The organism is Flavobacterium sp. (assembly GCF_031423415.1).
Lineage (GTDB): Bacteria > Bacteroidota > Bacteroidia > Flavobacteriales > Flavobacteriaceae > Flavobacterium.
Window position 1 is genome coordinate 1 of record NZ_JANPFL010000051.1, and the last position, 13,911, is coordinate 13,911.

8 protein-coding genes, 1 other RNA gene and 1 pseudogene are annotated in these 13,911 nt (G+C 34.8%); 7 read left to right on the forward strand and 3 right to left on the reverse strand.

The features are described 5' to 3' along the window. Window positions 1-292 precede the first annotated feature (292 nt). From RMO83_RS05180 to RMO83_RS05210, 7 genes are all read left to right on the forward strand, one after another. Complete coding sequence (locus RMO83_RS05180) at window positions 293-2,980, forward strand: family 78 glycoside hydrolase catalytic domain (RefSeq protein ID WP_310558616.1); 2,688 nt, start codon at window positions 293-295, stop codon at window positions 2,978-2,980. Between the two features lie 51 nt (window positions 2,981-3,031). Next, window positions 3,032-4,231 (forward strand): glycoside hydrolase family 99-like domain-containing protein, encoded by a 1,200-nt coding sequence (locus tag RMO83_RS05185; protein ID WP_310558617.1) that lies wholly within the window; start codon window positions 3,032-3,034, stop codon window positions 4,229-4,231. A gap of 288 nt (window positions 4,232-4,519) precedes the next feature. Beyond that, entirely contained in the window at window positions 4,520-5,590 is a 1,071-nt protein-coding gene (gene rhaT / locus RMO83_RS05190; RefSeq protein ID WP_310558618.1) for an L-rhamnose/proton symporter RhaT, read from the forward strand. A gap of 22 nt (window positions 5,591-5,612) precedes the next feature. Then, window positions 5,613-7,754 carry a bifunctional aldolase/short-chain dehydrogenase gene (locus tag RMO83_RS05195; RefSeq protein ID WP_310558619.1) on the forward strand — a complete coding sequence of 714 codons (2,142 nt, stop codon included), beginning with the start codon at window positions 5,613-5,615 and terminating at the stop codon, window positions 7,752-7,754. A 163-nt stretch (window positions 7,755-7,917) separates the two neighbouring features. Next, entirely contained in the window at window positions 7,918-9,192 is a 1,275-nt protein-coding gene (locus RMO83_RS05200; RefSeq protein ID WP_310558620.1) for a TIM barrel protein, read from the forward strand. Between the two features lie 10 nt (window positions 9,193-9,202). Next, window positions 9,203-10,564: an FGGY family carbohydrate kinase gene (locus RMO83_RS05205; protein ID WP_310558621.1), complete on the forward strand. Its 1,362-nt coding sequence runs from the start codon at window positions 9,203-9,205 to the stop codon at window positions 10,562-10,564. Window positions 10,565-10,740: 176 nt separating this feature from the next. Then, the gene (locus RMO83_RS05210) at window positions 10,741-11,274 is read left to right on the forward strand and encodes a (Fe-S)-binding protein (protein WP_310558622.1); all 534 of its coding nucleotides are present in this window, start codon (window positions 10,741-10,743) and stop codon (window positions 11,272-11,274) included. Between the two features lie 56 nt (window positions 11,275-11,330). Here the strand turns inward: RMO83_RS05210 and RMO83_RS16985 are convergent. From RMO83_RS16985 to RMO83_RS05220, 3 genes and pseudogenes are all read right to left on the reverse strand, one after another. Further along, window positions 11,331-11,465: pseudogene (locus tag RMO83_RS16985) on the reverse strand (site-specific integrase); the annotation flags it as partial. Window positions 11,466-11,927: 462 nt separating this feature from the next. After that, window positions 11,928-12,324, reverse strand: a transfer-messenger RNA (tmRNA) gene (ssrA, locus tag RMO83_RS05215). Between the two features lie 89 nt (window positions 12,325-12,413). Then, window positions 12,414-13,619 (reverse strand): serine hydrolase domain-containing protein, encoded by a 1,206-nt coding sequence (locus tag RMO83_RS05220; RefSeq protein ID WP_310558623.1) that lies wholly within the window; start codon window positions 13,617-13,619, stop codon window positions 12,414-12,416. Between the last annotated feature and the right edge of the window lie 292 nt (window positions 13,620-13,911).

The following is a 13,911-nucleotide window of genomic DNA, read 5'->3' on the forward strand; positions in this document are numbered from 1 at the left end:
TCTTAAAACTTCAATATTTGAAAAAATATTTTTCTAAATTTCAAATATTGAGTTCTACAAAGAACACTAAAAAACAAGCAAAACAGTTGAAATGCTTATAAATAGTAGCTTTTCAAGTTTTTATCGGACAACAATGGTTTTAAACCAAAAATATAAAATTATAGTTTTATGAAATTACGATAAAAAACAATTGAAAAGCAAAGTATTTTTTACAACCTGAAAGTACAGGATGGGGATACTCTAAAGTAAATTTAAATTTGTTTTATATAATGCTATAAATATAGAAAATTAAATGAAAAAACACATTCTTACGCTCCTGTTCATCGGTTTTTCGATTACGAATTATGCTCAAACAGAACTTCAAAACCTTACTATTGAAAACCTGTCAAATCCAATTGGTATAGGAGTAAAAACCCCTCGTTTTAGTTGGCAATTAATTTCTAAAGTAAGAGAAACAAAACAAACGGCGTATGAAATTCAAGTTTTAAATGGAAAAAAGACGGTTTGGTCTTCTGGAAAAGTAATATCAGAAGCTTCTATTTTTAATACATACAACGGTTTAACATTAGCATCTAATGCGAAATATACTTGGAAAGTACGCATTTGGGACAACAGAGGACACACCTCAAAATGGGCAAATGCTTCTTTTGCAACCGCTTTGCTGAACGCATCGGATTGGAAAGCAACTTGGATTTCCTCTGGTTTGAAAAATGATACCGTGAATGGTATTGTGCCAATGTTTAGAAAATCTTTTTCAGTTAATAAAAAAATTGCTTCTGCCAAAGTATATGTAACTTCAAGAGGGTTATATGATATAAAAATCAACGGGAAACGAATGGGTGATTCTTATTTGTCGCCAGGTTGGACGAGTTATAAAAAGCATCTTCAATACCAAACCTATGATGTTTCAAATATGCTCTCTGAAGGAAAAAATGCCATTGGCGCATTATTAGGAAGTGGCTGGTATCGCACCACTTTGGCTTGGGTAGGTCACAAAAATATTTATGGCAAACAAACCGCGCTTTTGTTTCAAATGGTAATTAAATATGCCGATGGAACAACGGAGACGGTTGTTTCGGATGATTCGTGGAAAGTAAGCAAAAGTTCCATTACTTACTCTGAAATATATAATGGAGAAGTTCAAGATGCTCGTATAGAAACAAAAGATTATAGCCTAGCCAATTATAATGATAATCAATGGGCTAATTCTGTAACTAAAGATTTCCCAAAAGATTATATTACAGCTTCTATTAACGAACCCATTCGCAAACAAGAAACTTTAAAACCAGTAAAAGTTTTAACTTCTCCAAAAGGGGAAACCATTTTAGATTTTGGTCAAAATATTGCAGGATGGGTCAAAGTAGCAATTCAAGGGTTAGAAGGACAAAAGATTACGCTTTCGCACGTTGAAATGTTGGATAAACTGGGAACTCCTTATTTTAAAAATCTTCGTTCTGCCAAAGCACAAGCTACATACACATTAAGTGGAAACGGAGTTGAAACCCTTGAGCCTCATTTTACGACTTTTGGTTTTCGCTATGTAAAAGTTGAAGGTATTAGGGGAGAAATAAATCCGGATAATTTTACCGCCATTGCACTGTATTCTGACATTAAAAAAACGGGCGCTTTTGAGACTTCAAATTCGTATATTAACCAATTGCAATCTAATATTCAATGGAGTCAAAAAGGCAATTTTTTAGATGTGCCAACGGATTGTCCGCAACGTGATGAACGTTTAGGATGGACTGGCGATGCCCAAGTTTTTTCTAGAACAGCGGGTTATAATTTTAATGTCAACCAGTTTTTTTCAAAATGGCTCATCGATTTGTCGGCAGACCAAAACGAAGATGGCTCTGTACCGCACATCATTCCAGATGTTTTCAAAGCTAAACCATCAGACATAAAACCAGGAGCAGCAGGTTGGTCTGACGCCAGCATTATTATTCCCTATAATCTGTATGTGATTTATGGTGACAAGCAAATAGTTGAAAGACAATATCCAAGTATGCAAGCTTATTTAAGTTATGTTCAAAAAGTGGCGAAAAATGATTTATGGAACACTGGTTTTCAATACGCTGATTGGTTGAGTTACCGTGTAGACGATTCAAAAAGAAATGTAGGAATGAAATCTGCGATTACCGATAATTATTTGGTAGCCCAGTGTTTTTATGCTTACAATACTGAAATTATGATAAAAACAGCCTCATTATTGGGCAAAACTAATGATGTTGTTGCTTATCAAGCACTTCTGGAACGCATCAAAACCGCCTTTCAAAATGAATATATGACCGCATCAGGTAAGCTAATATCAGAAACACAAACCGCTTATGTATTAGCATTGCAATTTGATATGTTACCAGAAAATTTAAGAACACAAGCTGTGAATCGATTGGTCGAAAACATCAAAAGTTATGACTACCACTTAACCACAGGTTTTTTGGGAACTCCTTTTCTGAATCCAGTTTTAACCCGCTTTGGAAGAAACGATATTGCTTATAAATTATTGCTTCAAGATACTTATCCTTCTTGGCTTTATCCAATAAAAGCACACGGAGCGACTACAATCTGGGAGCGTTGGGATTCAATGAAACCAGACGGAGCTTTTAATGATCCAAGTATGACCTCGTTTAATCATTATGCTTACGGCGCCGTGGGAGATTGGATGTATAGAACTATTGCTGGAATTGACACGAAAGAAGCCGAAGGAGCTGGTTACAAAACCATCATTATTAAACCAGAAATTGGTGGAGATTTAAAGTATGCCAAAGGAAGTTTGCAAACCAATTATGGTTTGGTGGCGTCGTCTTGGAAAATAGAAAATAACAAGTTCATCCTTGACGTAGAAATTCCTGCAAATACAAATGCGACGATTGAATTTCCAACAACTAAAATTGAAACTATAAAAGAAAATGGAACAGCTGTAAACTCAAAAAGCAAAACAGTAGGTTCTGGAAAATATCGTTTCGAAATGGAATTATAATACTAAAATTGATTTTTTTCCTCCAATTAATAAAAATAAATAATATAAATAATGAAAAACACGTTAATTCTTTACGCCTTTTGCCTTGTATTTTGCTTTGGTTTTCAAAGCAATATCGCCCAAAAAACGAAACAAAAAAAAACAAAATATGATGTAGCCGCATTTTATTGGCCAGCTTATCATCCCGATTCCCGATTCAAAGACATTGGAGTATTTCCTGACGGAAAGGGAGAATGGGAAGCTATTTATAAAGCGAAACCCAAATTTGTTGGACACGAAGTGCCCAAGGTACCACTTTGGGGATACGAAGATGAATCCGATCCCGTTGTGATGGCAAAAAAAATAAAAAAAGCAGTCAAACACGGTGTAAACGTAATGATTTTTGACTGGTATTGGTACGACAACAAACCATTTCTTGAAGAAACCTTGAATAAAGGATTTTTAAAAGCCAAAAATAGTACCGATATGAGATTCTATCTAATGTGGGCAAATCACGATCACGGTTCGTATCTAGATCCCGCCAATCCAGACAAAAGTAAAATCTATTGGCGCGGAGGTGTAAGCCGAGAAATTTTTGAAGGTATGATCGATCACATCATCAACGATTATTTCAAAAAACCCAACTATTATAAAATCAACGGCGAACCAGTAATCAGTATTTACGAACTTTCTACATTTATGAAAGGCATTGGAGGTGCTGAAAAAGCAAAAGAGGCACTGGATTATTTTACAAAAAAAACTATCGAAGCAGGATTTCCTGGTCTGCATCTTCAGGCGATACTATGGGGCAATATTCCCAAAGGTTTAAAAGATGTTCCTGGCGATAAAGTCCAAACACAAAGTGCAACTGTCGAATATTTTGGTTTTAAAAGTATGACCAACTACCAATGGTGCCATATTGTTAAACCAACTGGCGAATATACGCTTTGGGGAGAAAAAGCTATAAAAAAATGGGACGAATGGGACACTACTTTTAAAATTCCATATTGCCCACAGGTTTCAATAGGTTGGGACTGCAATCCACGTTATCCCGTTGAAAATAAAAGTTTGGTGGTCAATACCAAGCCCGAATATTTTAAAACATTTCTTCAAAAAGCAAAAGAATATGTTGACAAACATCCTAATCAGCCTAGACTTATCACCATAAATGCTTGGAACGAATGGGCAGAAGGCAGTTATCTTGAACCCGATGAAAAGCACGGTTATGATAATCTTAAAGCGGTAAAAAGTGTATTTATCGATGGTAAATGAAATTTTTTTTAGATTTTTTGATTGTTCGCAAGTACCCATAAGTCAATAAAAAAGACCCATTTTGATGATAAACAACAATAAATATATAAGAAAATGAAACAACCGTAAACATAAAAATCAAAACAGTTGGTTCTGGAAAACATCTTTTTGAAATGGATTTTTAAGAACTTCTCATTTTCAAAATAAAATAAAAAAAGTGTTTTTACAAGGATTGTGCAGGATGGTTTGTTTTAACTATCATCTTAGTTTTACATTATCAAAATAATTAACCATAAATTATAGTAATAGATGCAAGCATTACTCGGTGTTCTTTTTCATTCGATAGGAGGTTTCTCTTCAGGAAGTTTTTATATGCCCTATAAAAAAGTTAAAGGTTGGGCTTGGGAAAGCTACTGGATTATCGGAGGTTTTTTCTCTTGGTTGATAGTTCCACCAATTGCCGCTTATCTTACCGTTCCTAATTTTGTCGAAATTATCAGTGCGGCGGCGCCATCCATTAAGTCAGTTACCTATTCAATGGGTTTAATATGGGGAATAGGTGGATTAACTTATGGTCTTGGTGTACGCTATTTAGGAATGTCGTTAGGCAACTCAATTACTTTAGGTTTTTGTTCGGCTTTTGGAGCATTGGTACCTTCGATTTACTATAATTTTTACCCAGTTGAAGGAAAAGTTTCTTTTACAGATATGTTATCTAATACTGGTGGTCAATTAGTTTTAGTTGGTGTTTTAATTTGCCTGATTGGAATTGCCTTTTCTGGTAAAGCAGGAATGCTCAAAGAAGCTGATTTTGCTACAGGTCACGAAGATAAAGACAAAGATTTTAATTTGGTAAAAGGATTAATTATTGCCACTATTTCGGGGATATTAAGTTCATTTTTCAATTTTGGAATTGAAGCTGGAAAACCAATGGCCGACGTTGCCAATGAAGCTTGGAAAGGATTAAATCCCAATCAAGGTGAATTTCTTTTCCAAAACAATGTTACTTATGTTGTTTTGCTTTGGGGCGGATTAACAACCAACTTTATTTGGTGTATGTATCTTAATTTCAAAAATAAAACTTTTGGAGATTATGTCAATACTAAAACTCCAATTTCTAAAAACATTATGTTTTCCGCAATTGCTGGTACGATGTGGTTTTTGCAATTTTTCTTCTACGGAATGGGCGAAAGCAAATTAGGTAACGGCGCCAGTTCTTGGATTTTGCATATGGCAACCATAATTTTAACAGCAAACTTTTGGGGATTTTATCTCAAAGAATGGTCGGGTGTATCCAAAAAAACATTCAACACATTTCTCATAGGAATTGGTCTTATCCTAGCTTCAATAGTTGTTGTCGGAATTGGGAATTCCCTTTAAACCAGATAAAAAATTAAATATAATGTTAAATATAAAAACAAACAATATGACTTTTAAGCACGTAAGTTACCTTTGGGATGAAGCAAAAGCTGCAACATTAGCAGGAGATGAAGTAGCCCTTTTTATATATCGTTCTAATTTATTAGGAGCCGATTTAAGATTAACCAATTATGGCGGTGGAAATACTTCAGTGAAAATAACAGACAAAGACCCATTAACAGGAGCTTCTTCTGAAGTGATGTGGATCAAAGGTTCTGGTGGTGACATCGGAACATTAACAAAATCCGGTTGTGCTGCGCTTTATTTAGAAAGATTGCTAAATCTTGAAAACGTATATAGAGGAATCGAATTTGAAGATGAAATGGTCGAATTATTCAACCATTGTATTTTTGATTTGGCCTCAAAAGCACCTTCAATTGATACGCCATTACACGGATTCTTGCCTTTCAAACACATCGATCACTTGCATCCAGATGCCGCAATAGCTATTGCTGCCGCAAAAGATGGAGCTAAAATTACCGAAGAATTATTCAATGGAGAAATTGGTTGGGTGGGATGGCAACGACCTGGTTTTGACTTGGGATTGCAGATGCGTGCTTGTCTTCAAGAAGCTGAGGGAAAAGGGAAAAAATTAAAAGGGGTAATGCTAGGCTCTCACGGTTTGTTTACTTGGGGAGATACTTCATACGAAAGTTATATCAACACATTAGAAGTAATCGAAAAATGTGCGGAATACCTGGAAAACAATTACGGAAAAAAGCGTGCTGTTTTTGGAGGTCAAAAAATTGAAAGTCTTCCAGAAGATGCACGCAAAATGAAAGCGGCAAAAGTAGCTCCAATCTTGCGTGGTTTTTGTTCATCAGAGCGCAAAATGATTGGTCATTACACGGATGATGCCAGAGTAATGGAATTTATCAACTCCAATGATTTAGATAAATTAGCGCCTCTGGGAACTTCTTGTCCTGACCATTTCTTGCGTACCAAAATCAGTCCTTTGGTTTTAGCATTAGATCCAAACGAAGATTTATCAGACGTAGAAGCTATCAAAGCAAAATTGACTCCCGCATTTGAAGCGTATCGCAAAATGTATAAAGAATATCACAATACCTGTAAAAAATCGAATTCACCAGCAATGCGTGATCCAAATCCTGTGGTAATTTTATATCCAGGAGTTGGGATGTTTACTTTCGCAAAAGATAAAACAATGGCTCGTTTAGCATCAGAATATTATGTGAATGCAGTTAATGTAATGAAAGGAGCCGAAGCTGTTTCTGAATATACTTCATTGCCTCGTCAGGAAGCTTTCGACATTGAATATTGGTTATTGGAAGAAGCTAAACTGCAACGTATGCCAAAACCTAAAGCCTTGTCTGGAAGAGTCGCCTTAATTACAGGTTCTGCGGGTGGAATTGGAAAAGCTATCGCCAAGAAATTTGCCGAAGAAGGAGCTTGCGTTATTATCAATGATATTAATGAGGAACGTTTAGATGCTGCTGCTGCTGATTTCATTAAAATGTTTGGAAAAGATGCTGTTTCTAGCACTTTATTGAATGTAACCGATGAAAAAAGCACAGAATTGGCATTAAATGCGGCTTGTCTAGCTTTTGGTGGAGCTGATATTATAGTGAACAATGCTGGAATTAGTATTTCTAAATCCATTGCAGAACATACTTTAGAAGAATGGGATAGATTGTACGATATTTTGGTTAAAGGACAATTTATTGTCTCAAAAGCGGGAACAGAAGTAATGCGCAAACAAGGTTTTGGTGGTGATATTGTGAACATTGTATCTAAAAATGCAGTAGTTGCGGGGCCAAACAATCCTGGATACGGATCTGCGAAAGCGGCTCAAGCGCACTTAACCCGTTTAATGGCTGCCGAATTAGGCCCTGATAAAATCCGTGTCAATACGGTAAACCCTGATGCAGTAATCTCTGATTCAAATATTTGGTCAGGTGGTTGGGCAGAAGGTCGTGCAAAAGCATATGGAATCACAGTATCGGAATTACCAGCTTACTACGCAAAACGTACCTTATTAAATGAAATAATATTACCAGATGATATTGCCAATGCCTGTTTTGCCTTCGTAGGTGGCTTGTTGAATAAATCAACAGGGAATGCCTTGAATGTTGACGGTGGTGTTGCTATGGGGTTTTATAGATAATTTTGATTTTTTTAGATAAATACGTTGATTTTCTAACGTTCAAATCTTTCGGACGCTCCATTTTTCTTTAATAAGAATATCAATGATTCTAAAAAAAACACTTTCAAAATCCAAATTATAAGCACCCCTTAAAATATGTTTTTTAACTTTATACAAAAATAGTATGTTAATTGATTCCAATAAAATAGCCATACATAATGAAGATTTAATCAAATCTCATCAAAATAAATTGGTTTTCACAACCTCAGAAATTGCGGAAACCGAAAGTATCATTAAAAAATTAATCGATTTCCAAATCGCAATTCCATCTTGGGCTTTAGGAACAGGTGGAACTCGTTTTGGACGTTTTCCGGGCGGCGGAGAACCTCGTTCATTAGAAGAAAAAATTGAAGATGTAGGTTTGTTGCACGCTTTAAATAAAGCTTCCGGAGCCATCTCTTTGCATATTCCTTGGGATATTCCAACGGATCGTAATGCCATTAAAGCATTGGCGGCCCAACACGGATTGAAATTTGATGCAGTGAATTCAAATACTTTTCAAGACCAAACTAGTCAAGAACATTCTTATAAATTTGGTTCGTTACAAAACGTCAACAAAGCGGTTCGCAAACAAGCTATCGCTCACAATATCGAAGTAATCCAACAAGGTGTCGAATTGGGTTCGGAAGCATTAACGGTTTGGCTTGCAGATGGTTCTTGTTTCCCAGGACAATTAAATTTCCGCAAAGCCTATCAAAATACGCTGGAAAGCTTAGAAGAAATTTACGCTGCATTGCCGGCCAACTGGAAATTATATTTAGAGTACAAATGTGCCGAGCCTAATTTCTACTCTACTACAGTTGCCGATTGGGGACAATCGTATTCTTATGTAAAAAAATTGGGCGATAAAGCCTTGACTTTGGTTGATTTGGGTCATCATTTGCCAAATGCCAATATCGAGCAAATAGTTTCTTTATTATTAATGGAAGAAAAGTTGGGTGGTTTCCACTTCAATGATTCGAAATACGGTGATGACGATTTAACTGCTGGCGCGTTAAAACCCTACCAATTATTCCTGATTTTCAATGAATTGGTAGAAGGAATGGATGCCAAAGGAATGAATCACGCTACAGATTTAGGATGGATGATTGATGCTTCACACAATGTAAAAGACCCAATGGAAGACTTATTACAATCTGTTGAAGCGATTATGGTAGCTTACGCACAAGCGCTTTCTGTGGATAGAAAAGCATTAGAAATTGCACAAGATGAAAATGATGTGGTTAAAGCGCAAGAAATTTTGCAAAATGCTTTCCGTACTGATGTTCGCGCCTTGGTTGCTGAAGCTCGGTTGCGTTCAGGAGCAGCCTTAAATCCAGTAGGATTGTACCGAGAACTTGCCATTAGAAAAGGTCTTATTGCCGAAAGAGGGTTAAAAACAATAGCTACAGGTTTATAAAAAATCAAAAATGAATGTAATTGCGATTTTTGATATTGGAAAAACCAACAAAAAAGTTTTTCTTTTTAATGAAAATTATCAAATTGTTTGGGAGAATGCTGTTAATTTTCCCGAAATAGTCGATGAAGATGGTTTTCCTTGCGACGATATAGCAGCACTCGAAAACTGGATAAAAAGTAGATTGTCTGAAATAAAGTCGTTTCCTCAATATATTTTAAAGGCTATCAACTTCAGTACTTACGGAGCAAGTTTCGTATATGTTGATGATGCTGGAAAACCATTGACACCGCTATATAATTATCTGAAATCATATCCTCATGTTCTCAAAAGAGAGTTTTATGCTAAATATAAAGGAGAGGAAAAATTCGCAATAAAGACGGCTTCTCCCGTTTTAGGTAGTTTAAATTCCGGAATGCAAATTTACCGTTTGAAAGAAGAAAACCCAACCTTGTTTGACAAAGTAAAATATTGTTTGCATTTGCCACAATACTTGAGTTTACTTTTTACAGGACAATTTTTTACAGATGTTACAAGTATTGGCTGCCATACAAATCTTTGGAATTTTAAAAAAAATAAGTATCACAAATGGTTGAAAAAAGAAAATATTTTAGCTAAAATTCCGCCAATTAATTTTGCGGAAAATACAATAAAAATTGATGGTGATGTATCTGTTGGCGTTGGATTGCACGATAGCTCTGCGGCGATTATTCCTTACACTATTAATTTTTCAGAACCATTTGTATTGCTGTCCACAGGGACTTGGAGTATTTCCCTAAATCCTTTCAACGATACTCTTTTGACTTATGAGGAGCTTAAAAAAGATTGCTTGTGCTATTTGCAATATAAAGAAAAACCAGTAAAAGCCGCTCGTTTATTTGCCGGCAACGAGCACGAAACACAAACTAAAAGATTGGCAAGACATTATAAATTACCATTAGACGCTTATAAAAAAATAGTTTACAATAAACGCATTGTATCTAAATTAAGAGAAAAAAATCTAAAATGGCACTCTTCTAAACTAGATAAATGCAAAATCCTCAAAGAATCTATTTTTGACCAGAGAAATCTGGATGATTTTGAAAGTTACGAAACGGCCTACCATCAGTTAATGTTGGATATTGTTGATCAGCAAATACTTTCAACTGAATTAGTAATTTACAATAGTCCAGTCAAAAAAATATTTGTTGATGGAGGCTTCAGTAAAAATTCAATTTTTATGAATTTATTGGCGCAAGCATTTCCTGAAATGGAAGTTTATGCTGCTTCAATGGCGCAAGCAAGTGCTTTGGGTGCTGCATTAGCCATTCATAAAAACTGGAATCCAAAACCTATTCCAAATGATTTGATTGATTTAAAATTTTATAGAAACTAAGATGAAACATACATTACCATAGTTCTTGAAACATGAGAGCATGAAATGGGTGTTCCACCTCAATGATAAAAAAAATAGTATAAACAGATGAAAATCGGGCTTTTTATCCCTTGTTATGTAGACCAGTTTTATCCAAAAGTGGGCATTGCCACCTACGAATTATTACAAAAATTAGAATGAGATGTTCGTTTTCCAATGAGCAAACATACTGTGGGCAAACAATTGCCAATAGTGGTTACGAAAATTTGGGTAAAGGTTGTGGTATAAATTTCGTTGCAAATTTTTCTGAATTCAATTATATTGTTTGTCCTTCAGGCAGTTGTACAAAGCACGTTAAAAAGCATTTTCATGATGAAAAAAATGAACAATTTTCTTCTCATATGCGTTCAAGAGTGTTCAAGTTGACCGAATTCATCACAGATATTTTAAAGATTAAAAGCCATACAGGTAATTTCCCTTATAAGATGGGATTACAAGCAAGTTATCATTTACAACTAGGATTAAAGTTGTCGCAAATGAGCGAATTGAATGCGCCTTTTTTCTCCAAACCTGAACAAATATTGAGTGGATTATCAGGAATCAATTTAGTGTCTTTGTTTATCTTCAATTTCAAGAAACTTGTTTTTGAAAGTATTTGCATTAATCTCAGGATTATTGTAAAGCATAGTTTTTTCGTGTTGTATACTTTATTTTTTAGAAGAGCACGATAATTATTGACCGTTCTGGCTTTCTCATAATTACCTTTTATTTTGGCACTTTCTACAGACCATTTTGATTTTTCAACAAATTTTGAAGTACTTATTTCAATTCGAACTCCATTCGCAGTAATTCTTAAGTAAATTGGTAGGGTAGTAACCCATTTTTTGATGCTTTGGCGCTTTTTGTATAAAAAAGTATTGATATTCTGTTTTTCATAATGTGGTGACTTTTAAAGTTGTTAAATGTATTTTTTTACTATGTGCTTGTCAAGATGTTTATTATGTGAACCCCATATTTTACAAGTGTTTCCAAAGAATTCGGTTACCTTTTTTTGTGTTTTTTAGGGTAACCGAATTTATACCCTTGTCATTATGATTTAATGCTGATTTTGGAAAGTATTGAAAACAAAAATGCCCGTAAATCCTAAGATTTACGGGCATTTAGTTCTATTTGAGAATAGAATTGTGGAACAGAGAGGAGCAATATCGAACTTTTTCAAGTCAGATTTGGAACTTTTGAATAAAAAAATAACCTCTAAATTTCTTTAGAGGTTATTGGTACGACAGTGGAACAGAGAGGAGCAATATCGAACTTTTTCAATTCAGATTTGGAACTTTTGAATAAAAAAATAACCTCTAAATTTCTTTAGAGGTTATTGGTACGACAGTGGAGTCGGGGAGAGTCGAACTCCCGTCCAAACAAGCAACTAAAAAACTTTCTACACGCTTATTTCCTGATTGAGTTTTCGACTTTGTGGTAGGCCAGAAACAGCCACACATCGCTTAGCTTCTTTAGTTTCGAAATCCACCCGAAGCTTGTGGAAATCTAGGTTTAAATTTACGATTCATCTTTATCGACCGCTATAAACCAGAGCTTTCGAGATGAATCCTGCTTTCCTACCTAGTAGGACGAGGCTAATCTTACTATGATTCAGATTATGCAGCAAGAGCGTAGTTTCCTTCGCCGTGTATGTGTTTTGAAACCTTTTATTTACGAGAATTGTCCCAGTTCTCGACGTGCTTACTTTTCAATTCGACTTGCTGTCAAAACCAGTCGACCCCATTTTATTTAGATTTCAATATCTAAATATTTTGCAAAATTACAATAAATTCAACGTTAATGCAAGAATCTAAAATCTGCAATCTAAAATTTATTCATCTTCTACCTTAAACGGATAGTCACCAAACAGCGGTGCTAATTTTCGAACGGCATAAGTACCTTTTGTGAATTTGTTAGATAGTGCAATTATAGTCACGTTTTCATCTTTTAGAGTAATATAGGAAGAGGTAAAACCATGCCACCATCCATTATGAAAATAGAAATTTTTACCAGTTTCCCAATTAATCATTCGGATTCCTAAACCGTAATTTTTTCGACCAGGATGCTCGTTGCTGTATCCTGTATAAACTTGTTTTAAAAGTGCTGGTTCTAAAAAGTAAGGTGAATTTCGAGCGCGGTCAAATTTTAATAAATCTCTAGGAGTGGAGTAAATATTTTTATCACCGTACACTTTATCTAGGTAATCAATTCCAATTTCGACTCTATTGCCTTTATAGGATGGAGCCACTTTCTTCTTGTCTTTGTCAAAATCTAAAACAAAAGTATGGGTCATTCCCAGTGGTTTGAAAATAATTCGGCTCATAGCTTCTCTATACGAAAGTTTGGTAACTTTTTCAATTATTAAGGCTAGCATTGCATAATTGGTATTACAATACGCAAAACGAGTTCCTGTTTTTTGTTCCAACCTAATGTTTTTGGTTCCCATTATGGTTAATATGTCTTGATTTGTCAATGTATTATGTCTATCCCAAACGTTTTTGTCTCGATCTGTAAAATAGGCATAACTCCGCATCCCACTTCGGTGACTTAATAACATTCTTACGGTTACATCTGGATACGGAAACGCTGGTAAATAAATGGATACTTTATCGTCTAGCCCAATTCTTTTGGCATTGACCAATTTTAAAATTGCAGTGGCCGTAAGCACTTTACTTACTGATGCAATATGAATTGGAGTAGCACTTGTTATTGGTGTTTTATCTCTAAAATTGGCAAAACCTTCGTATTTTTCGTAGATAATTTGACCATTTTTGGCTACAAGAAAACTTCCATTCAGGCTATTGTTAGGCCAATTTTTTCTGTAAAATGCATCTATTTTTTCTTTGGTTTCAATGATATATGCAGAAGTAAGTTTTGGAGTTTCATTGACTAGGGGCTTCATTTTTGGCAATGCATCTTTTGGAAGTTCAGCATCTTTAAGCTCTTTAATCTCTATTTTTTTTTCTTTCATACATGAGTTTAAGACCAAAAGTAAGAGCAGTAATTGTAGTATATTTGCGCGTTTGATAAAATTCATAAGTGTTTTGCTAGATAGGCAAATATATAGAATCAATCTTTTTAGATTTGTTCTTTTTGAAAACTTAACATTATTTTTATTAACATTTTGAGGTTTTCCGCTATTGTACTATTAATCAGCTAATAGTGTTTTTATTTGCTAAAAGATTTAAAAAAAACCATTGTTGTCCGATAAAAACTTGAAAAGCTACTATTTATAAGCATTTCAACTGTTTTGCTTGTTTTTTAGTGTTCTTTGTAGAACTCAATATTTGAAATTTAGAAAAATATTTTTTCAAATATTGAAGTTTTAA

Excerpts from the sequence above, each read along its gene's own strand:
- RMO83_RS05210 (WP_310558622.1), top strand. The coding sequence starts at position 10,741 with ATGAGATGTTCGTTTTCCAATGAGCAAACATACTGTGGGCAAACAATT.
- RMO83_RS05180 (WP_310558616.1), top strand. The coding sequence starts at position 293 with ATGAAAAAACACATTCTTACGCTCCTGTTCATCGGTTTTTCGATTACG.
- RMO83_RS05205 (WP_310558621.1), top strand. The coding sequence starts at position 9,203 with ATGAATGTAATTGCGATTTTTGATATTGGAAAAACCAACAAAAAAGTT.
- rhaT (WP_310558618.1), top strand. The coding sequence starts at position 4,520 with ATGCAAGCATTACTCGGTGTTCTTTTTCATTCGATAGGAGGTTTCTCT.
- RMO83_RS05200 (WP_310558620.1), top strand. The coding sequence starts at position 7,918 with ATGTTAATTGATTCCAATAAAATAGCCATACATAATGAAGATTTAATC.
- RMO83_RS05220 (WP_310558623.1), bottom strand. The coding sequence starts at position 13,619 with ATGAATTTTATCAAACGCGCAAATATACTACAATTACTGCTCTTACTT.
- RMO83_RS05195 (WP_310558619.1), top strand. The coding sequence starts at position 5,613 with ATGTTAAATATAAAAACAAACAATATGACTTTTAAGCACGTAAGTTAC.
- RMO83_RS05185 (WP_310558617.1), top strand. The coding sequence starts at position 3,032 with ATGAAAAACACGTTAATTCTTTACGCCTTTTGCCTTGTATTTTGCTTT.